General features: G+C 51.0%; 17 protein-coding genes, 1 tRNA gene and 1 other RNA gene. 9 read left to right on the top strand and 10 right to left on the bottom strand.

Annotation, left to right across the window (positions count from 1 at the left end):
• The first annotated feature begins 306 nt into the window (after positions 1-306).
• Positions 307-2,580 (top strand): TonB-dependent receptor, encoded by a 2,274-nt coding sequence (locus tag H8K27_RS05350; RefSeq protein WP_186862174.1) that lies wholly within the window; start codon positions 307-309, stop codon positions 2,578-2,580.
• A 132-nt stretch (positions 2,581-2,712) separates the two neighbouring features.
• Here the strand turns inward: H8K27_RS05350 and ybiB are convergent, their stop codons facing one another.
• The 5 genes from ybiB to H8K27_RS05325 form a co-directional block, all read right to left on the bottom strand.
• Positions 2,713-3,699: a DNA-binding protein YbiB gene (gene ybiB / locus H8K27_RS05345; protein ID WP_186862173.1), complete on the bottom strand. Its 987-nt coding sequence runs from the start codon at positions 3,697-3,699 to the stop codon at positions 2,713-2,715.
• 16 nt (positions 3,700-3,715) lie between these two features.
• Positions 3,716-4,180: an EVE domain-containing protein gene (locus tag H8K27_RS05340; protein ID WP_186862172.1), complete on the bottom strand. Its 465-nt coding sequence runs from the start codon at positions 4,178-4,180 to the stop codon at positions 3,716-3,718.
• 163 nt (positions 4,181-4,343) lie between these two features.
• Positions 4,344-4,523, bottom strand: a non-coding RNA gene (gene ssrS / locus H8K27_RS05335) — 6S RNA.
• Positions 4,524-4,615: 92 nt separating this feature from the next.
• The gene (locus H8K27_RS05330) at positions 4,616-4,927 is read right to left on the bottom strand and encodes a cell division protein ZapA (protein WP_186862677.1); all 312 of its coding nucleotides are present in this window, start codon (positions 4,925-4,927) and stop codon (positions 4,616-4,618) included.
• Positions 4,928-4,938: 11 nt separating this feature from the next.
• On the bottom strand, positions 4,939-5,160 hold the full coding sequence (locus H8K27_RS05325; RefSeq protein WP_329604344.1) for a DUF904 domain-containing protein: 222 nt from the start codon (positions 5,158-5,160) through the stop codon (positions 4,939-4,941).
• A 440-nt stretch (positions 5,161-5,600) separates the two neighbouring features.
• Between H8K27_RS05325 and trxA the strand changes: the two genes are divergently transcribed.
• Together trxA and rho are read left to right on the top strand one after the other, a co-directional pair.
• Positions 5,601-5,927 carry a thioredoxin TrxA gene (trxA, locus tag H8K27_RS05320; protein WP_186862171.1) on the top strand — a complete coding sequence of 109 codons (327 nt, stop codon included), beginning with the start codon at positions 5,601-5,603 and terminating at the stop codon, positions 5,925-5,927.
• Positions 5,928-6,132: 205 nt separating this feature from the next.
• Positions 6,133-7,395: a transcription termination factor Rho gene (gene rho, locus H8K27_RS05315; RefSeq protein WP_176802379.1), complete on the top strand. Its 1,263-nt coding sequence runs from the start codon at positions 6,133-6,135 to the stop codon at positions 7,393-7,395.
• A gap of 207 nt (positions 7,396-7,602) precedes the next feature.
• Here rho and H8K27_RS05310 read toward each other — a convergent pair whose 3' ends face one another.
• The 3 genes from H8K27_RS05310 to H8K27_RS05300 form a co-directional block, all read right to left on the bottom strand.
• Entirely contained in the window at positions 7,603-9,039 is a 1,437-nt protein-coding gene (locus tag H8K27_RS05310) for an efflux transporter outer membrane subunit (protein WP_186862170.1), read from the bottom strand.
• Between the two features lie 3 nt (positions 9,040-9,042).
• Positions 9,043-12,198 (bottom strand): efflux RND transporter permease subunit, encoded by a 3,156-nt coding sequence (locus tag H8K27_RS05305; RefSeq protein WP_186862169.1) that lies wholly within the window; start codon positions 12,196-12,198, stop codon positions 9,043-9,045.
• An 81-nt stretch (positions 12,199-12,279) separates the two neighbouring features.
• Positions 12,280-13,623 (bottom strand): efflux RND transporter periplasmic adaptor subunit, encoded by a 1,344-nt coding sequence (locus tag H8K27_RS05300; RefSeq protein ID WP_186862168.1) that lies wholly within the window; start codon positions 13,621-13,623, stop codon positions 12,280-12,282.
• Positions 13,624-14,016: 393 nt separating this feature from the next.
• Here H8K27_RS05300 and H8K27_RS05295 point away from each other — a divergent pair, with 393 nt between their 5' ends.
• Positions 14,017-14,664 carry a TetR family transcriptional regulator gene (locus H8K27_RS05295; RefSeq protein ID WP_186862167.1) on the top strand — a complete coding sequence of 216 codons (648 nt, stop codon included), beginning with the start codon at positions 14,017-14,019 and terminating at the stop codon, positions 14,662-14,664.
• Here H8K27_RS05295 and H8K27_RS05290 read toward each other — a convergent pair whose 3' ends face one another.
• Entirely contained in the window at positions 14,665-15,273 is a 609-nt protein-coding gene (locus tag H8K27_RS05290; RefSeq protein WP_186862675.1) for a trimeric intracellular cation channel family protein, read from the bottom strand.
• A gap of 305 nt (positions 15,274-15,578) precedes the next feature.
• Here H8K27_RS05290 and H8K27_RS05285 point away from each other — a divergent pair, with 305 nt between their 5' ends.
• From H8K27_RS05285 to H8K27_RS05265, 5 genes are all read left to right on the top strand, one after another.
• The gene (locus H8K27_RS05285) at positions 15,579-15,845 is read left to right on the top strand and encodes a type B 50S ribosomal protein L31 (protein WP_176802385.1); all 267 of its coding nucleotides are present in this window, start codon (positions 15,579-15,581) and stop codon (positions 15,843-15,845) included.
• Between the two features lie 96 nt (positions 15,846-15,941).
• On the top strand, positions 15,942-17,660 hold the full coding sequence (locus H8K27_RS05280) for an ArnT family glycosyltransferase (protein ID WP_186862166.1): 1,719 nt from the start codon (positions 15,942-15,944) through the stop codon (positions 17,658-17,660).
• A complete protein-coding gene (locus H8K27_RS05275; protein ID WP_186862165.1) occupies positions 17,660-19,030 on the top strand; it encodes an MATE family efflux transporter in 1,371 nt (456 codons plus the stop codon). Before H8K27_RS05280 ends, H8K27_RS05275 begins: the two co-directional genes overlap by 1 nt.
• Before the next feature lie 80 nt (positions 19,031-19,110).
• Positions 19,111-19,195: transfer RNA gene (locus tag H8K27_RS05270), tRNA-Leu, on the top strand.
• Positions 19,196-19,370: 175 nt separating this feature from the next.
• Positions 19,371-20,591 (top strand): tyrosine-type recombinase/integrase, encoded by a 1,221-nt coding sequence (locus tag H8K27_RS05265; protein ID WP_186862164.1) that lies wholly within the window; start codon positions 19,371-19,373, stop codon positions 20,589-20,591.
• Between the two features lie 492 nt (positions 20,592-21,083).
• On the opposite strand, the gene H8K27_RS05260 is transcribed toward H8K27_RS05265, so the two are convergent.
• Positions 21,084-21,539 (bottom strand): 3'-5' exoribonuclease, encoded by a 456-nt coding sequence (locus H8K27_RS05260; protein WP_186862163.1) that lies wholly within the window; start codon positions 21,537-21,539, stop codon positions 21,084-21,086.
• Positions 21,540-21,589 lie beyond the last annotated feature (50 nt).

Genomic DNA, 21,589 nt, shown 5'->3' with positions numbered 1-21,589 from the left:
CATCACTGCAATCGATCATGCCCTGTTTCCGTGCGATGCAACATTTCTTTCCCTACGGCACAACCTGCAGACAAACAAAAAAACTGCTGTGAAAAATCCACAACATTTTCAGGATATATCGTTTCTTTTTGATGCCATCAAAGCGGTTGTTCTTGACTTCAGAATCCCAAGAAGCGATAACTGACAACAGCAATAGCAAACGTTTGCGCACCCGTGATTTCATGAGCAGTATCATGATTAATCCGGGTTTCAAAATCGCATTGCACCAAAATAAAACACGCTCACATTCACAACAGGATCAACGCCATGTCTGATTTTTCTCTTTATTCTCCATTCGTTAAAGGGGCGAGCCGCACACTGATTGCCCTCGCCATCACCTCTGCTTTTCCGCTGCAGGCCAGCTGGGCGCAGGAAGCCAAACAGGACGCCGCCAAAAACGATCCCACCAAGCTCGAAACCGTGATCGTGACGGCGAACCGCCGGGCAGAAAATATCAAAGAAGTGCCAATGTCGATTTCCGCCATCAAAGGCGATGCGCTCGACACCTACAACACCAGCGGTCAGGATATCCGCTTCCTGGCGTCGCGCGTGCCGAGTCTGAATATTGAATCCGATTTCGGCCGTTCATTCCCGCGCTTTTATATCCGCGGCCTCGGCAATACTGATTTTGACCTGAACGCATCCCAGCCAGTCGGCCTGATTTATGATGATGTGGTGCAGGAAAACCCGATCCTCAAAGGCTTCCCGATATTTGACGTCGATCAGGTCGAAGTATTGCGTGGCCCGCAAGGGACCCTGTTCGGGCGTAACTCTCCGGCCGGCGTGATCAAATTTGACTCTGCCAAACCAAGCAATGTGCTGGAAGGCTATGCAAATCTGGGTTACGGCAATTACAACGCGGTGAATCTGGAAAGCGCGATCAATATTCCGCTGAACAGCGACTGGGCATTGCGCCTGTCTGGTCAGTCTCAATCCCGCGATGACCGCGTGACCAATCCACGCAGCACCGGCACCAAGAATTTTGAAGGCTATCAGGATAAAGCCGGCCGTATTCAGCTGGCTTACAAAAACGGCGGATTCAGCGCGCTGTTTAACGTTCATGGCCGCGATATGTCAGGCAATGCGACCCTGTTCCGCGCCAACATCATCCAGAAAGGCACCAATGAACTGGTGCCGGGCTTCAATTACAGCAGCTACCCGACGGATGGCATCAACACCCAGACCCTGACCTCCAGTGGCGCCAGCATGCGTCTGCGCTGGGATTGGGACGGTATGTCGCTGTACTCGATTACGGCTTACGACAAGGCAAAATTCTACAGCCGCGCAGACGTTGATGGCGGCTACGGTGCTTCGTTCGCACCGCCAATGGGACCAGGCTTTATTCCATTCCCTGCAGAAACCGCCGACGGCGTCCCTGATCTGAAGCAGATCACCCAGGAAGTACGTCTGCAATCGAACACCAAAGATCCATTGCAGTGGATTGCCGGCGTCTATTATTTCAGAGAAGACTTGCAAGTCGACAGTTTCGATTTCAATTCCTTAGGTGGCAATGTGCAGGATGGCTACGCTGTGCAGCATCAGCACGCCAAAGCCTGGGCAGCATTCGGCTCACTGAATTATGCCGTCAACAGCCAACTGAAAATACGCGGCGGGGTACGTTATACCAGCGACAAAAAAGACTTTGACGCACAACGCACCTGGACTCCTGGCTCCGCTCCCGGCGTCAATACCACACCGCTGTTGACCACGCATCCAAGTTCAACCAATGTCAGCTGGGACTTGGGCGCCAACTATGCGGCTGACGCCAGCACCAACTTCTTTGGACGAATTGCAACCGGTTATCGCGCACCGAGCGTTCAGGGTCGCGTTCTGTTCGGCGACAGCATCTCTGTTGCCAACTCAGAAAAAACCTTGTCGTTTGAAGCCGGTGTCAAGAAAGATATTCTGGATAACACTGCCCGTATCACGGCAACCGTATTCCAGTACACAGCCAAAGACTTGCAGCTGACTGCAGGTAGCGGCTCAGTTAATCAAAACCGTCTGGTCAATGCTGACAAGGCAACTGGTCAGGGCTTTGAAGTTGATCTGCAAGCCAATCTGAGCCGTAACTGGAAGTCCACCTTAGGCGTCAGTTACAACGATACCGAAATCAAGGATGCCAACCTGTTTGTGTCCCCATGCGGTAACGGCTGTACTGTCACGAATCCTGCCGGTCCGGTAAAAGGCACAGTACTGATTGGCGGCAATCCTTTGCCACGTGCGCCGAAATGGGTAGGAAATTTCACGCTGAAATATACTGCGCCGATCGCTAATGGTGAGATGTATGTCTTTACGGACTGGGCATACAAAGACACTTACAACATGTTCCTGTACGAAGCCAAGGAATACAAAGCCAAATCCCTGCTGGAAGGCGGCCTGCGCGTCGGCTACAAATGGGCAGATGGCAAATATGAAGTGGCTGCCTACGGTCGTAATATCACCAATCAGCAACAAGTCATCGCTGCAATCGACTTCAATAACCTGACCGGTATTCTGAACGAGCCACGCAGCTATGGTGTGCAATTCAAAGCCAATTTCTGATTGCCTGCGAACTGAACGCTTTAGAACTGATACTTAATTTCGTGCATTAATTTCGTTCATTCAATAAAAACTAAAAACGCACCGGACATCAATGCCGGTGCGTTTTTTTATGCGTTTCAGGCTTTCTCTGTTTTAACTGGCAAAAGAGCGATGCCGGATCAGGCGCGCAACGGCAACACAGTGCTCCACTTGCGCTGTGATGTTATGCGGTACCTCGATTTTTCCAGCCAGCACCTGCTCAATCCAGGCAGCGGTACTGTTTGCGTCGATGTGATCCGGTGTTTCCGTAACGGCGCCGATAATTGTCTGATGCGTATACTCCAGCGTCGTACACTCCCCCGCATGCAGCCAGTCTATCTGCTGCATGCGCCCGGTGCTTGCCACCGTTTCTCCTTCGGTTCCACGCATCAGAAAAACATCGCCTTCCTGCGGAGATACCTTGTGAGTGAAATAAGAAGTCAGCATCTCACGGTATTCAGGATGCGTGTAAGAAGTCAGCCGCAGCGCAGGCACATCAAATGGCTGCAAAATCTTAACCAGCGTATGCGTGGAATTTCTCACCCCCAGTATCTGGCGCAAGGACAATAAGTGCGCCATCGCCGGAGAAAGGCAGTCAATTGACATCAGCGCCGGCCGGCCGGCCGTCATCTGTGCGAGCACCTGAGCAGCATCAACTGCCAGCGGCCAGCCCATTGCCTCAAAAATTTCAACCGTCGTTACCCTGCCAGCATCCGTCTGCACGCCATGCACAAGCACCGGCACACCGCGACGTGCCAGCAACATCGCCAGCAAAGGCGTGAGATTGGCTTTTTTACGGGCACCGTTATAAGTCGGAATCAGCACAGGTGCATACTGACTATCTGCAGGTATCTGCAACGGCAACAGGAAAGACTTTGCCGCCGCCAGAAAGCCAGCAATTTCATCGACAGACTCACCCTTAATCCGCATCGATAATAAAATCGCCCCCAACTCCAGCGCGGAAACACGTCCGGCGAGCATGGCATGATAGAGCTGTTCAGCATCCTGCATGGACATGCTTCTGGCGCCATCTTTGCCGCGCCCGATTTCCTTGATAAACCGTGCTGCCGGAAACTGTATCTGGTCTTCGTTGTTACTCATGTTTACTCATGTGCAATCAGGGATAAGGTTGATCCAGCAGTTGTAAAATCTGCTGCCATTCGTCGGCAGTGACCGGGGTGATAGACAACCGGCTGCCTTTTTGCAGCACTCGCATTGACGACAGCGACGGCACAGTACGTAATTCGGCAAGACTAAGCAAGCGGGTTTTACGTACGCCTTTCACATCCACCATCATCCAGCGGGGGTTTTCAGGCGTCGCCTTCGGATCAAAATAGTGGCTGGAGGAGTCAAATTGCGTATGATCCGGGTAAGCCGTGCTGACGACTTCTGCCAGACCCGCGATACCGGGCGCAGGACAACTCGAATGATAAAACAGAACGCCATCGCCAATCCGCATCGCATCCCGCATGAAATTCCTGGCCTGATAATTTCTCACGCCAAACCAGGGGATAGAAGATGCCGCCATCACATCATCGATACTGACCTCATCCGGTTCTGATTTCATCAACCAATAAGCCATAGCCGCCCTCTTGATTAAAATTGGATTGTCGCATAACTCTGCCATATTCCGTCGACTCCGGCAGCGTCAGTTAGCAGGTGACGAAAAGCACAGGTACCGGATATGGATCGGGCATGTGGCGCCCCAATAAAAAACGGCTGCTCACCGGAGCAGCCGTTCAAAGAGAGTCCCCACCGATGCCGCTATGCCGGCATCCTGAACCTGGCGGTTCAAGTTGGCTGCAGTCAGTTCAATTTCGGGTTCATCGGACTAGCGACGCTCACGCCCATCGAACAATGTTCTGCGGCCTATGCACATAAATGGTTCAAGGAATATATGACATTGGCGAACACGGCAGGGAACTGAAGTTTACTCCCAAACCATGCTTTCCGGTAAACGATTTCATCAAATTCTGATTGAATTAAGTAATAACTCTAAATTTCAGAATAGCTTTTTTCAGAACAATTTTTCCTGAGGCGTCAACGCCTGATCCAGCACATCGTGCATGGCCTGCATTTTCTGGTTCACCTCAGAAAGCGACATACCGGACAAAGGCCCCTCTGGCGATTTCGTTGCCAAGAGTTCGGTGGTCATCCCCAATGCCGCCATGACCGCAATTCTGTCTGTCCCCTTGACTTTCGATGAATCACGGATCGCACACATCTTGGCATCCAGAAAGGCGGCGGCTTCGCGCAAAGCACGATCCTCGCCTTCCTTACAAGAGAGTTTGTACCCTTGTCCCATGATGGAGACATCGACCTGAATTATTTTTTTATCCATTATGCGGCGTCCTCATCAGCAATCACTTCTGCCGGCATACGCGACAGTAATGCCGCCACCCGGTCGTGCGCCTGTTGCATACGTGATCGCAACTCCTGATTGTCCGCATTCAGCGATGCCAGTTCATGGCGCAATCCCGCGTTTTCCGTGCGCAGGGAGTGCGTCAGTTCAGCAAGTTTCGCCACTTTTTCGGCAAGCAACTCAAAATCAGAAATCATCATAAATGTATTGTTCTACAGCAAATCCGGAGTCTTATTATACGAGTAAATTTTCTCAGCTCAGTGACCATCCGTAATTAAAAACACAAATTCTTCCTGATTTTTATTGCTTAGCCCAAATTGCTTGAAACATGCGCAGGGAACCATGCAACAAATTCGACGTGCAAGAGTCAGCAAAGACGTGCTCACGCAAAAAAAACGGTCAGGGAACAAAATCGCATCCGGCATCACAATTTTTTTAAAAATAGGTTATTATCTGGCGTATAGCTAACCACGCTTGACACTTGTTGGCACAGTCATGGTGCAATACCCATCTGGCACCATTGAAATTGCAGCCAGTCGCCACCAGATAACGTCTGGATAAATGGCGAGTTCCAATATACCTGACCGATATCTGTGGCGTTGTTACTACCCCTTAATTTTTCCCTCTCAATGAGGATTCCATGAGCGAAAACATCAAATATGTAAGCGATGCTTCTTTTGAAGCTGATGTATTAAAATCTGAAAAACCGGTACTGGTTGACTTCTGGGCTGAATGGTGCGGTCCATGCAAAATGATTGCGCCGATTCTGGAAGAAGTCGCGAAAGAATACGACGGCAAGATTGTTGTCGCCAAAATGGACGTCGATGCAAACCAGTCAGTACCAGCCAAATTTGGTATTCGTGGCATCCCAACCCTGATTCTGTTTAAGAACGGTGCGGCAGCGGCTCAAAAGGTCGGTGCTCTTGCCAAAGGCCAGCTCGTTTCATTCATTGACAGCAATATCTGACGCGCGTGAATTGGCGGTCAGCCTGCATCCAAGATGGTGTACAATCACAATCTGCTGATGCAGCTGACGCAGCAAAACCATTATCCCCTGGTTGAAACGGCCAAGGGTCATCAGAGACAAGTAATAGACCTGTAACGATTCTGTTTATTCCGTAGTTCCTCCGTTCACTCCCCCACCTCATATTCCCCAGTCCGGGACATTCACCATGCATCTATCTGAATTAAAGGCCCTGCACGTATCTGCTTTGCTCGAAATGGCTGTAGGGCTCGACATCGACAATGCAGCGCGCATGCGCAAGCAAGAACTCATGTTTGCGATTCTGAAAAAGCGAGCCAAAGCAGGCGAGCAGATTTTCGGCGATGGCGCGCTTGAAGTATTACCCGATGGCTTTGGCTTTCTGCGCTCTCCCGATGCGAGTTACATGGCATCGACAGATGATATTTATATTTCACCTTCGCAGATCCGCCGCTTCAATCTGCATACCGGTGATTCCATTGAAGGGGAAGTCCGAACACCAAAAGACGGGGAACGGTATTTTGCTCTGGTCAAAGTGGATAAAGTCAACGGAGAATCTCCGGAAGCATCCAAACACCGTATCCTGTTTGAAAACCTGACACCACTGCACCCGAACAAAGTATTGAATCTGGAACGCGATATGCGCGGCGAGGAAAATACCACAGGTCGCATCATTGACATGATTGCCCCTATCGGCCGTGGTCAGCGCGGTTTGCTGGTGGCATCGCCCAAATCCGGTAAGTCCGTGATGCTGCAGCACGTTGCACACGCAATTACCACTAATCATCCTGACGTCACATTGATCGTACTGCTGATCGACGAACGTCCTGAAGAAGTGACCGAGATGCAACGCTCGGTACGCGGTGAAGTAGTCGCTTCAACATTTGACGAACCAGCCACCCGCCACGTGCAAGTTGCCGAGATGGTGCTGGAAAAAGCCAAACGCTTAGTCGAAATGAAAAAAGATGTCGTGATCCTGCTGGACTCGATCACCCGTCTGGCACGCGCCTACAATACCGTCATTCCGGCATCCGGCAAAGTACTGACCGGCGGCGTTGATGCGAATGCGCTGCAGCGCCCTAAACGGTTCTTCGGCGCAGCCCGTAACGTCGAAGAAGGCGGCTCGCTGACCATTATCGCCACCGCGCTGATCGAAACCGGCAGCCGTATGGATGACGTGATTTACGAAGAATTCAAAGGTACCGGCAACATGGAAGTTCACCTTGAACGCCGCCTGGCTGAGAAACGCGTCTACCCGGCAATCAATCTGAACAAATCCGGCACCCGCCGCGAGGAATTGCTGATCAAGCCGGATCAGCTGCAAAAGATCTGGATCTTGCGCAAGCTGCTGTACTCAATGGACGAGATCGAGGCGATGGAATTCATTCTCGACAAAATGAAAGCCACGAAGAACAATGCAGAGTTTTTTGAGATGATGCGTCGTGGTGGTTAATTCACCGGATTATCCGGGATGAATTTTCCGTTCAATAAAAAGCGCTGGGAATCCTTCCCAGCGCTTTTTTATTGTCGGCATCAAAATTACTGATCGCTCTCAGATTATCTGCATTATTTAATACTTTCTAATACACATAATCCGGAGCTTATTGATCAGAAAACTATGCGATATCCTGCGGACATCGCATGCGTCCAATCACTTATTTCAGCCACCCAGTTCGGTCTTGCTCCAGCCGCCGCCGACTGCCTTGTACAAACCGATTACAGCGCTCAGGTGCGCACGCTGCATATCGATCAGCGCGGTTTCGGCCTGAGCCAGATCACGCTGGGTATTCAGGACTTCGAGATAGCTGCTGTAACCATTCCGGTAACGTAAATCGGTCAGTCGCAGACTGTCTTTCAATGCCATCACGCGCTTCTGGTTCGCGACGTACTGTAATTCATTTGATGCGGCACTGTTCAATGCATCATGAACATCACGGAAGGCAGACTGCACAGCCTGTACATATTGCGCCATAGCCTGTGTTTTACGCGCCTCGGCACCGGATACGACTGCTCCGATAGCTCCTGCGCGAAATACCGGCTGAACCAGATTCGCGCCGATATTCCATAGCCAGGATGCCGGATTAACCAGGTCATGAAAGGCTTTGGATTCATAACCAGCGCCTGTCGTCAGCTTCAGGCTGGGGAAATACTGTGATTTAGCCTGTCCAATATCGGCATTTGCCGCAATCAGAGCCTGCTCCGCTGCCAGCACATCGGGGCGACGGTTCAGCAAATCCGAAGGCAAATCATTTGGCATGCTCAGATTCTGGTACAAATTACCAATCGTGTTACCGCGCGGAATACTCGGATGCGCAATGGCATCCGGAGCCCGGCCCAGCAATACCGCCATCGCAGACTCTGTGATGGCAACCAGCTGCTGTGCCTGAGCCGCGGAAATTTCAGCGGCTGCCGCCTCTGATTCCGCCTGATGCAGATCCAGTTCACCAATCGCACCGGCAGTAAAACGCTTTTGTTGTAAGCGTAAATTTTCCTGGCGGGTTTTCAGTGTCGCCTGCGCCAATGCCAGCTGGGCATCTCCAGCCCGCAGGGTGAAATAAGTCTGCGCCAGATTACTGTACAAGCCAGACAGCACGACTGCACGGTTGTTTTCTTGCGCCAGCAAACGGGCACGCGCAGCCTCGTCTGCCCGGGATAATTTACCCCACAAATCGACTTCGTAGGAAGCGCTCAGGCCAAGCTGGTAATCGGTATTGATCAGTGCAGCGCCAGCAGGCAGCTTGCCGGAATTCTGACTCGTTCTGGCTTTCGTACCGCCCAGCGTCGCATCAACAGAAGGAAAGCGGCTCGAACGGGCTGAAGTGGCCAGCGCGCGCGCTTCTTCAATCCGCCCGGAAGCCAGCAACAGATCCTGATTATTCGCCGCTGCTTCTTCCAGCAACTGATTCAGGACAGGGTCCTGAAAACCTTTCCACCAGCTCACATAATCGGTAGCGGTCGTTTTATTGTTGGTGACAACAGTGCCGACGCTGGCAGGAAGCTGCAGCGCTGGGCGCTGGTAATCCGGGCCGACGGAAGCACACCCAGCAAGAATCAGGCTGGCAGTAATGGCGCTGAATATAAATGGTGTTCTCAACATAACTTATTCCTTCGCCTCAACAGAGGATGCCGGAGGCAAAATGGGAGCTGGATGTTTAAAATCCTCTTCCGTTGTTTTAAAGCGCTTGTCGTTAATCAGTTTGAAAAACAATGGCACGAAGAAAATCGCCAGGAATGTCGCTGCCAGCATGCCGCCAAACACACCCGTTCCCAGTGACTGACGGGCAGCAGCACCGGCGCCGTGAGAAAACGCGAGCGGCGCCACACCGAGAATGAATGCCATCGAGGTCATCAGAATCGGGCGGAAACGCAGGCGTGCCGCCTCCACTGCCGCGGCTACCGGTGCATAGCCTTCATGCACTTTCATCACTGCGAACTCAACGATCAGAATCGCGTTCTTTGCAGATAATCCCAGCAAAGTCACCAGACCAATCTGGAAATAGACGTCGTTATTGAAATGACGCAGATAAACCGCCAGCAACGCACCGAAAATACCGAACGGCATTGCCAGCAGAACGGAAAACGGCAGCGACCATTTTTCATACTGTGCCGCCAGAATCAGGAAAATCATCAGCACGCCAGCGCCTAGTGCCAGCCCTGCGGCATTGCTGCTGCGTTTTTCCTGGAACGAGGCGCCACCCCAGTCATAGACAACGTCAGCCGGCAAAATATTTTTGGCAGCCCGCTCCATGGCCGCAATCGCCTGACCCGAGCTGTAACCCGGCTTGGCATCTCCCAGCAATTTAATTGCTGGCAATGCGTTAAAGCGCTGCACAGAATCCGGCCCGGTAATGAATTTAATCGTCGTGAACGCTCTGACTGGCACCATAGCACCACTTGCCGAACGCACATACATGCCACCGATATCATCTGGTTTGGCGCGGTATTGACCTTCAGCCTGTAACTGGACCGTGTAGATGCGTCCGTTTTTATTAAAGTCATTCACATAATAGCTGCCCATGGTCGCGGCCAGCGTATTGTAGACATCGGATAAAGTCACGCCCATAGAACGTGCTTTTTCATTGTCCACATCCACATACAGCTGCGGCGAATTAGCCTGCCATAATGTTTTCACGCCGGCCAGTTCAGGTTGCTTATTGGCTTCGGCAATCAACAGGGGTAACAACTCAGCCAGTCGCTTGACGCCACCTTCGCCGGCATTCTGCAGATAAAACTCAAAACCGCCAGTCTGCCCTAACCCCTGAATTGCAGGAGGACTGAAAAACAGCGGTAAGCCTTCTTTGATATGGCCGGTTTTCATATAGCTCTCGCCCACCATCTGCTGCGCGGACTGATTGCGCTGATCCCAGGGCTTCAAGGGGAAGAACATTGTTGCTGCCGATGATTTCAAGCCACCACCACCGAGAAAATCAAGACCAACCAGTGCAAAAGTCGTATCGATATTCTTATTGGTCTGCATGATGCCTTCGACCTGTTTCACCATATTGTTGGTACGGTCGAGCGAAGCGCCATCAGGCATGATTGCAGCACCGAGGAAATACCCCTGATCTTCGTCCGGCACCAGACCGCCGGGAACATTTTTCCACAGCAGGCCCGTCATCAGTATCATACCGATCACCAGGGAGGTTCCCAGGACAGCACGTTTGAGGAAAAACGAAACACCGTTGGTATAGCGCTTCGTCAGTCTCAGGAAGGCCGCATTAAACCAGGTAAAAAAGCGATTATGATTTTCCGAGCCAGGCTTGAGCAACAATGCGCATAAGGCCGGTGTGAGTGTCAGTGCAACGATACCGGACAACACGACTGCCAGCGAGATGGTGACAGAAAACTGCCGGTACAATTCACCGGCCAAACCACCGAGGAAAGCAATCGGACCAAATGCTGCCACCAGCACCAGTACAATCGCGATCACTGGTCCTGTCACCTCACGCATCGCTTCAATCGCAGCCGCATTCGGTGTCATGCCTTCTTCATTGATCAGACGTTCCACGTTTTCCAGCACCACGATCGCGTCATCCACCACAATACCGATCGCCAGCACCATTCCAAACAAGGTCAGGGTGTTAATACTGTATCCCAGCAAATGCAGACCTGCCAGCGTGCCAATCAAAGAAACCGGTACGGCCAGTGTCGGAATGATGGTCGCGCGCCAGCTTTGCAAAAACAGATATACCACGATAAACACCAGCACCATCGCTTCACCCAGCGTCTTCAGCACTTCGGCAATCGACTCCGTCACAAATGGCGTGGTGTCGTAAGGCGTGGTGTATTCCATTCCTTCCGGAAATTTGGCCTTCAGTTCCTGCAGCGTTTTCTCCACCGCTTTCCGGGTTTCCAGTGCGTTCGCTCCGGTCTGTAAAAACACACCGATATTGGCGGAAGGATGGCCGTTAACACGCCCATACAGACTGTAGTCTTTCGAGCCGAGTTCTACCCGTGCCACATCGCTGATGCGGACCGTGCCGCCATTTTTGGAAGATTTAACAATGATATTGGCAAACTCGGCCGGCTCCAGCAAACGCCCTTTCGCCGTCACAGTCATGGTCAGCTCTTCGGTATTGTTGGGCGGTGCGCCAACCTTACCAGCTGCATACTGTGCGTTCTGCTCCGATACCGCATTCGAGATATCGTTCACAGTCACGCCAAGCTGTGCCATCCGGTCCGGACGCATCCAGATACGCATTGCATAGTCTTTGGCACCGAAAATCTGCACATTGGTGGTGCCGGGAACACGCTTGATCGCATCCAGTACATTCTGCGTCGCATAATTCGACAGATACAGGGCATCGTAACGGTTATCCGGTGAGAACAACGCTGCCACAACCAGGAAATTGGAGGAACTCTTGGCAACCGTCACCCCCTGACGGCGCACTTCCTGAGGCAATTTCGCATCAGCCTGACGCACCCGGTTATTCACGTTAACCGCAGCAATATCCAGATTAGTGCCGACTTCAAAAGTCACATTAATCGAAACCCGGCCATCGGCAGAAGAAACCGAATCCATGTACAGCATGTGTTCGACACCATTGATCTGCTCTTCAATCGGTGCAGCTACGGTGCGCTCCACCACTTCAGCAGAAGCGCCGGGGTAAAACGCAGTAACGTTGACAACCGGAGGAGCAATTTCCGGATAACGTGAAATCGGCAGGACACGCAACGCGGCCAGGCCTGCCAGCACGATAATCAGCGACATCACAGTCGCCAGGATCGGCCGGTTAATAAAAAATTTAGAGAACATGAAAAATTCCTTGTCGCCTGTGCTGACTATGCAGCAGGATGTTCATTAAGAATACTGACTGACACAACAAATACAGGTGATTTATGGTTTGGCTGGCGCCCCGCCACTGGCAGCATTACCCGCCGCCGCAGACGCAGGTGATTTTGCCGCAACAGCAGCTGGCGCAACCCCTGCCGCAGGTGCTGCATCTTGTGCACTGACTGCGACTGGCTTGACCGTCATACCCGGTTCATGGGCTTTAATCACACCGTCGACCATGACCCGGTCACCATTTTGTAAACCTTTGGTGACGATCCACTCACCATGCGACCAGCCATCCAGCTCAACTGGTTTAGGGACTAATTTGTTATCAGGCGAAACGGTGAAAACCATTTTACCCATGGGACTGTCAATCACTGCACGCTGAGGCACCGCAAGCGCGGAACTACGCTTTGCGCCAGCCAGCATCACACGCACGAACTGACCGGGACGCAAACTGCCGTCCTGATTCGCAATCTGTGCCCGGGCATCAAAGCCGCCCGTCGCCGGATTCACTTTTTCGCTGACAAAATTCATTTTTCCAGCAACAGGGAACATGCTGCCGTCAGCCAGTTTCAACCGTACATCAAAACCCAGGCTGCCATTACTGGCACGCTGTCCGGGCATCGCAATTTTGCCGCTGCGTACTTCCTTCACCGCTTTCAGATAATCCGCTTCGGGAATGCTGAAATTGATATAAATCGTGTCAGTCTGAACAATGGTCGTCAACAGGCTGTCTGCCGTCGTTACCAGACTGCCATTTGATTTTGCCGCAATACCTGTCACACCATCAATCGGTGCCACCACGCGGGTATAGCCCAGATTCAGGCGGGCTTCGTTGACCTGCGCCCGGACCTGTTTGAAACTCGCTTCTGCAGTTTCCAGATTCGATTTGGCATCATCAAATTCTTTCTGACTGATCGCTTTCTCAGCAGCCAGCGGCGCAAGACGCGCATATTCGCGCTTAGCCTGATTCAGCTTCGCTTCACTCACGCCTGCCGCAGCTTCGGCAGAGGCCAGCTGGGTTTGATAGGTGCCCGGATCAATTTGAAACAACACGGTGCCAGCCTTTACACGGGAACCTTCTTCATACAAGCGGTTTTCCAGAATACCGGGAACCCGCGCCCGGATTTCTGTTTCTTTGGAGCCGGCAGTCTGGCCAACATATTCAAAGTCCACGGCGAGATCACGCTGATTCACCGTGACGACATTGACTTCCGGCGGCGGCATTTTACCCGCGCCAGCAGCGCCTCCTGCGGCCTGGTTACCGCAGGCAACCAACGCCGCCACCGGCAGACTGATCAGCACGCGCTGGACGGCATGACGACTGAATAAACGGCGGATCTGAAGCGAAAGAGAATTATTAACAGCGGAAACAGAGGAAATTGAGCGGTCTGGAGAGCGCATAGGAATTCTTTCTTCGAAAGGGAAGGAGGACGTGCTATTATATACATTCACGAATGTTTGTAAATCAGCTTTTATAACAGCCTTACAAATCCATCAGGTATTGATACACCCCAATAACGGAAATAACATTCATCATCAAACTCAATCCTGAAAAGTCATGTGGGTCAGGGAATCAGCTGAATTGCGCATTGCATTATACAAAGATAAAAGGTTTTTGGTTTTATTGGCAAAACTATGCGGGACAACTGGCGTCAGACCGGGATTGCAGTATCCGGGGAGCACTTTTAAGATACCGCCAAATGAAAATAATGCAGTGAATAATTTGCCGGCACAGCAATGCGCTTCCGGTTTTCATGCATACCTATAATACCTATATTGCAAGAAAGAATTCAAATGGTCAGGAAAACCAAAGAAGAAGCCCAGGAAACTTATACTGCCCTGCTGAATGCAGCGGAGCAGGTTTTTTCTGCCAAAGGCGTGACCAACACCACATTAAACGATGTGGCGCAGGCAGCGGGCATGACACGCGGTGCAATTTACTGGCATTTCAAAGACAAAAATGCCCTGTTTCAGGCAATGTGCGATCGCGCTTTTTTGCCAATGGAGGGCTTGTTGAATGAAATCGCGGGCACCCCGCAAACCGATCCGATCACCGCCCTACGGGAACTGAATCTGCACTTTTTGCAACTGGTCTCTGGCGACCAGCAGCAACGCCGGGTTTTTGACATTATTTTTCACCGTTGTGAAAAAAATCTTGATCTCCCTTTTTTTGAAACGGAGCAGGAAAAACGCACGGAATGCCTGTCCAAAGTGGAGTCCATCATTCAGCATGCCGTCCGGATCGGTCAGCTGCATCCGGATACCGACAGCTGGATTGCAATGCAGGCAAACCATGCCTTTCTGGTAGGCATTGTTCATGAGTGGCTGGAAGATCCCTCAGCTTATTCGCTGGCTGACCATGCTGAAGACATGATCGATATGTTTTTGGCCGGGCTATTCGCCCGCCCGCCGTTGAAAAAGAAATCAAAGGAAAGCAGCTGATCAGGCGGGTAATTTCCAGTCAAACTTAATCGCAAGAATACGCAGAGCAAACGTCGTGCAAATACCTGCCAGCAGGGATAATGCCTCCGAAGCCTGCAACCAGTTCAGGAATAAAAATACCCAGCAACCACTGAATGCGCAAGTGGCATACAACTGGCTGCGACGAAACACCAGAGGGATTTCATTGCAAATAACATCCCTTAACACGCCGCCAAAAATACCGGTGATAACGCCCATCATGGCGCAGATAAAAACCGGCATTTCGGCTTCCAGTGCCAGCGAGGTTCCCGTCACGCTGAACAACCCTAACCCAAGCGCGTCCGCCCATTCCAGCACGCTCTCCGTCACGGCATGGCGCAGATGACGCAAAAACGGCATGGCAATTAATGCCAGTACAAAGATCAGTATCGGATACTCCTGATTTTCCACCCAGAACAAAGGGCGCCGGTCGAGCAGCAAATCACGTAGTGTGCCGCCGCCAAAGGCCGTGATGAATGCTACGGTGAATACCCCGACAATATCCATCCGCTTGCGCCGGGCCTCAATAAAGCCCGAACTCGCAAAAGCAATGATGCCAGCCACTTCAATGGTGTGCAGCATCGCATTCATTCCCAGATAACTCACATTCCCCTCTTCTTTCACTTCAAGACTGACAGATATTGTAACGGCGGAAATGATACGCCTGCGATGCGATCAGCTGTTTTTACAAAAAAACAAAGTCAGATAAAGAAAGTCAGGAACAAAAAGCCTGTGCAACACGATAATTTTTCATTGTATAATCATGGGCTTGGCGTTTTGCAGATGCAAAAATCCAATATTTAACATTAACTCTGGCAAGTGGTACGCAATCGGGTCAAGAAGCTGGGCGACCGACGAAGTGCGGATTGGCTACCTAACTTATTTTTGAGGCAAGCATGAAAGACGGCATCCACCCAAATTATCGTGAAGTGTTGTTCCACGACGTTTCTAACGATTTCAAATTCATTACACGCTCGACAATTCAGACTAGAGAAAAAGCTGAGTTTGAAGGTAAAGAATACCCGCTGGTAAAGATCGAGGTTTCTGCGGAATCCCATCCTTTCTACACAGGTAAGCACAAGATCGTGGATACTGCTGGTCGCGTTGAAAAATTCCGCCAGAAGTTCGGCAAAGTCGGATCCAAGACATCCGTTGCCAACTAATCAGCAAAACGATTTGTACAAAAAAGGCAGCTCAGGCTGCCTTTTTTACTGCCGCTTTACTTACAATAGGCACGCTCCCGGCCACTGAATCAAAATATGAAACCAGTCCGTCTACCCGCTGCTGCAACCATTGCACTCCCCCGTTGGGGAATTGTCGCCTTATGCCTGCTTTATATCCTGCCCGGACTGATTGGCCGCGATCCCTGGAAAGGCGATGATGCAACCAGCTTCGGCATCATGTGGACCATGGCGCACGGTACAATGGCTGACTGGTTATGGCCGCATATCGTTGGCTTGCCGATGGCAGACAAAGGACCGCTGGCATTCTGGATCGGTGCGCTGTGCATCAAAATCTTTGGCGGCATACTGGGAGAACCCATGGCAGCCCGTTTATCTACGGGCGTCTTTTTTTTACTGGGCTCCGTGTCGGTCTGGTATGCCACCTACCTGCTGGGTCGCCGGACAGAAGCGCAACCACTGAAGCTCGCTTTTGGCGGTCAGCCGGAAGCCCGGGATTTTGGTCGGACGCTGGCCGATGGTGCGTTACTGATTTATCTTGGTTGTCTCGGACTGTTGATCCGCAGCCATGAAACCAGTGCAGAAACGCTGCAGATTTCCCTAACCGCATTCATTCTCTACCTGAGCGTGCGGCTGTTCGACACCCCTAGAATACGGCTGGCGCTGCAGCTCGGCGTCAGCCTTGGTTTGCTGGTGCTGACAAAAGGCTGGGTTGCGCCAGCAAGCATTGCTCTGACGTTGATTTTACTGAGCCTGTACCGCCAGCAGACGTCCTTACTCAGGCTGATAGGATTAGCCATCCCGGTCGCACTGATTCTTCCGGCCTGCTGGATCCTTGCCATCCATCTGGTTCATCCATACGACAGCAGTCCAATACCTGCCTGGATGGAGTGGAATTACCGTCAGTTAGATTTACCGGGAGTGGAAAGCGTCAGCTACTTTTTTAAATATGGCATCTGGTTTGCATGGCCAGCCTGGCCCTTTGCAGGCTGGGCTATTTATGCCTGGCGCAGGCAAGAAAAGGCACTGCATATTTCATTACCAGCGGCCTTCTTTCTCTGTTTCGTCCTGCTGGCGTTGATGAATCCCTTTTCAGAAGAAAGCCTGCTATTACCTATCCTGCCGCCATTGGCGATTCTGGCAGCATTTGGCCTGCCAACCATGAAGCGCAGCGCCATCAATGCCGTAGACTGGTTCGCCGTCACAGTATTGACCGCCACAGCCGGATTTATCTGGCTGGGATGGATTGCCGAGCAAACTGGCTGGCCAGTCAAACTGGGCGCCAAAATCCTGCATCTGGCGCCGGGATTTTCTGCCAGCTTTAATCCATTTATTTTTGTGCTGGCACTGGCTGCCACCATCGCCTGGTTTTTGCTGGTTTACTGGCGTATTTCCCGTCAGCCGTCTGTACTCTGGCGCGCCGTCGTCTTGTCCAGCGGTGGTGTGATTTTGTGTTGGCTGCTGCTGCTGACGCTCTGGCTGCCCTGGATCAATCACCGGATCACCTACGCTCCTGTTGCCGAAGAGTTGGCACAGCAATTACCCAACAAGAGCTATTGCATCGAAGCGTTTATCGGCCCTTCGCAACGCAGCTCTTTTGCCTATTTCGGAAAAATACAGTTCGCCACCTTCTCCGACCACGAGTGTGGATATATGCTGTTGCAGAGCAGCCGGCGACACATACTCAAAACCGAATTGCCTGCGCCTTATCAGCCCGAACAATGGGATCAGGTCTGGTCTGGTCACCGCGCAGCAGACAAGGATGAAATATTTACCCTGTACCGCCGGAAAATGTAATGTCTCCGGCATCAGCCTCCGTTTTTTTACAGCATGCACGACGGATTACCGGTATTGCCTGGCCGATGCTGATTGGCCAGCTTGCCGTCGTTGCGAATGGCGTCATCGACACCGCGATGACCTCCCGATTCTCTGCCACAGACCTGGCAGCCCTGTCTCTCGGTGTGTCTATCTATGTCAGTATTTTTGTCGGGCTCAATGGGGTTCTGCAAGCCATCTCCCCGATTATTGGTCAGTTGTTCGGTGCCAGAGAATTCCGGGAAATCGGTAGCCAGGTCAAACAGGCAGTCTGGCTGGCGCTATTTCTCGCATTAATTGGTTGCGGCATTCTGCTTCATCCTCAGCCGCTGCTGAATATCGCCCAGGCAGACAGCATGCTGAACAGCAAGGCAACACTGTATCTGGGGATTCTCGCCTGCGCCTTACCGGCAACACTCGGATTCCGGATTTACAGTGCCCTGAATAATGCCGTTGGAAAAACCAAAATGGTGATGGCGATACAGCTCATCTCTCTGGCATTAAAAATACCGCTGAACACCTTATTTATTTTCGGCGGTTTAGGTATTCCAGCAATGGGTGGCCCGGGCTGTGCTATCGCAACGACGTGCATCTCCTGGCTGATGCTGATCACAGCCTGGCTGATACTGCACCGGGTTCGGTACTATCAATTATTCACCCTGTTTGGCAGTGGCTGGGTACCCCCGCACTGGCCATCACTCAAAGCGCTGCTGCACTTAGGAATTCCAATGGGATTCAGCTATCTCATCGAAGTAACCGCCTACGCATTCATGGCACTGTTCATTGCCAGGCTTGGCGCTGTTGCAGTAGCAGGCCATCAGTTGACAGCCAATTTCGGCACAATCCTCTACATGCTGCCATTGTCGATTGCCAGCTCAACCAGCACTCTGGTCGCGCAAGCTATCGGCGCCAGAGAAACACAAAAAGCCAGGCAAATCAGCCACGCCGGCATACTGCTTGCAATCAGTTTTGCACTCCCTCTTGCGCTGATCATCTGGTATAAAAAATCCGACATACTGCATGCTTATACCCCCGATGAAACGATCATTGCAGCAGCAATTCCGCTATTTGGATTTATTGCCTTTTATCAGATTTTTGATGCGATTCAGGTGGTCGTCGCGTTCATTCTGAGGGCCTATAAAATTACGGTCATCCCAACCCTGCTATATGCTTTCTCGCTGTGGGGCTGCGGACTTGGCGGAGGATACCTGATCGGACTCAATCCTCCTCAGATCATCCCGGCAGAACTGCATGGTGCAACCGGATTCTGGTTCGCAAATACCATCAGCATCGCCTTGGCTGCAGTCACACTCTGGCTGTATCTGGCCTTCCTGCAAAAAAAAATCATCTGACAACAAGCAATCCAGCACGACCTGACAAACGGCGGATATTGCATTCTTCGCCGTCTCCTGTCATAATCTCTTGATGCGTTGCCGAGATGGCGGAATAGGTAGACGCACGGGACTCAAAATCCCGCGCCGCAAGGCGTGCCGGTTCGATTCCGGCTCTCGGCACCAAGCACTAGTTTAAAACAGTATCAAATCGACTCAAGACCCGCATGTTTGCACGCATAGCGGGTTTTTTGTTGTCTCAAGCTATTGCACCCGATATCATGACATACCAACATTTTGATGGTATCTGTGTTGGTATTCTTTGAATCCTGGATTTCAGGTACCAACACTGGGGTGCAACATGGCGTTAACCGATACATTCATCCGACAAGTTAAACACACGGGATCACCTGCTGGTGACAAATACACCGACGGCCAGGGGCTTCTCCTACTTGTTAAAGCTGCTGGAAAATATTGGCGCTTCAATTACCGTTATGCGGATAAGCAGAAAACGCTAGCACTGGGAGTCTACCCAGAGGTCTCGCTTGCCAAAGCACGTAAGCGCCGCGAAGAAGCACGTGAGCTACTGGCTGATGGAAAAGACCCTGGGCAAGCAAAACGTGAAGACAAAATCGCGAAGATCGCCGCCGCTAACCATACCTTTGAAAAAGTCGCCCGCTCCTGGCTAGAAAAAACTGCTGCATCACGTGCCGAAAGCACGCAAGAGAAAATCACCACTTGGCTAGAAAATCACGTGTTCACACAAATTGGCAAAATGGCGATTTCTGAAATCACCCCACGCGACGTATTGGCAGCAATCCAGAAAATAGAAAACCGAGGTGCGATTGAGTCAGCTCATCGCGTTAAGCAAGTCTGCGGGCAAGTGTTCCGCTATGCGGTCGCAACGGGTGCGGCCGAACGTGATGTCACAGCAGACCTCAAAGGCGCAATTTCTGTTGCGGTCAAAGTTCATTATGCGGCCATCACAGAACCCAAACAGGCAGGTGAACTCATGCGTTCAATACACGCGTACACCGGGCATGCCTATGCGATGGCCGCATTAAAGCTGGCCCCACTGGTATTTGTGCGCCCAGGTGAATTGAGAGCGGCAGAGTGGCAAGAAATTGATCTAGACAATGCAGAATGGCGCATTCCAGGCAGCAAAATGAAAATGGGAGTTGACCATCTTGTTCCCCTTTCCACGCAGGCGGTCGAAATATTAAGATCCGTTCATAAACTTACCGGAACGCGAAAATTCGTTTTCCCATCAATTCGCACAGAAGAACGCCCAATGAGCGAGAACACAATTAATGCAGCTCTCCGTAGCATGGGCTACAGCAAAGATGTCATGACAGGCCATGGATTTCGCGCAATGGCGCGCACGATCATGGATGAAGTATTAGGCGAGCGCGTTGACCTAATTGAGCATCAACTTGCCCATGCAGTGAAAGATCCCAACGGTCGCGCATATAACCGAACCGCTCACCTGCCGGCACGGCGAGAGATGATGCAAAGATGGGCAGACTATTTGGATGGTTTGTGCGCAGGAGCTACCGTTATTCCTTTCTTGGCCAAGGCTTAGTTTCATTCGAAAATGACAGTCGCTAAGTCTGTGGATAAGTAAAAATTACGTTCGCTGAAAGACTCCCAAAACCTAGAATCGTGCTAAAAGCAAGCAAACACAAAGGTTTTCACAACAAATTTGCGAATTTACCAACGATGAAACGCGCTCAAATTTCCGCTGAAATACACTCAAGCAAATGCTGAATGAATCTCAAAAAATCAGCGATGAATTACCCTCAATCCTTGATTGGCGCGACTTTCTAGCGAGTGGATTGGTTCTGCAAGTAGCTATTCAAGTAGCCTTCAAGTATTTAAAAACAAGTAGCGTATTTTTTTGTGAATAACTACGTCAATAGGATTCAAATCAAAAAAAAACCACACGCACTTATGTACGAAATCAAATACTCGAATGCGCAAGCCATCAAACCGAAAACTTATTGAGACCTGCATGGTAAGAATTTTCTAAAGCAATACTTTCACCAGTATTCTGGGTGTATTGCCACCTATTTCTTTACTCACAGAAGGCATAGCGGTTAGCCCTTGCATCATATAAAGCATGATGCAAGGGCAGACGATTTTTTTGGTAAAATTCATATCGTAAAACTTCATTAATTTGATGTGAAATCAAGCGTGGTCTACACCATTCTGGAATTGAGTAATTGAGCACATCAGCAAATAAACACCAGTCCGTTTGATAGTCGAAACAGATCACAACATCTTCGTTATTCCTGCGCACCGCTGACAGCCACTCCAGCATGCGTTCGCACAATTCATCAACTGAAAAAATGTATTGCGGCTCTTTCCTCAATAAAGGAATGACTGCTTCTCTGACGAAGGAAGAGCAAAGGTGATCTGGATACGGAACCTCGGCATAAAACTCCTTCCCTGATTCCGTGACCATGCCAAGACTCATCAAATGAGTGTCAATGAAATCTGTGAATTCTGTGTCGATAAATATTTTCAACATTTACCTGGCCGATTGATTGCCTGCCTGCGTTGATTCAAACTGTATTTATA

Source organism: Cognatundibacterium griseum (assembly GCF_014284195.1).
GTDB lineage: Bacteria > Pseudomonadota > Gammaproteobacteria > Burkholderiales > Burkholderiaceae_D > Undibacterium > Undibacterium griseum.
The sequence above is the reverse complement of the archived record's forward strand: the minus strand, read 5'-3'. Positions and strand labels throughout refer to the sequence as shown.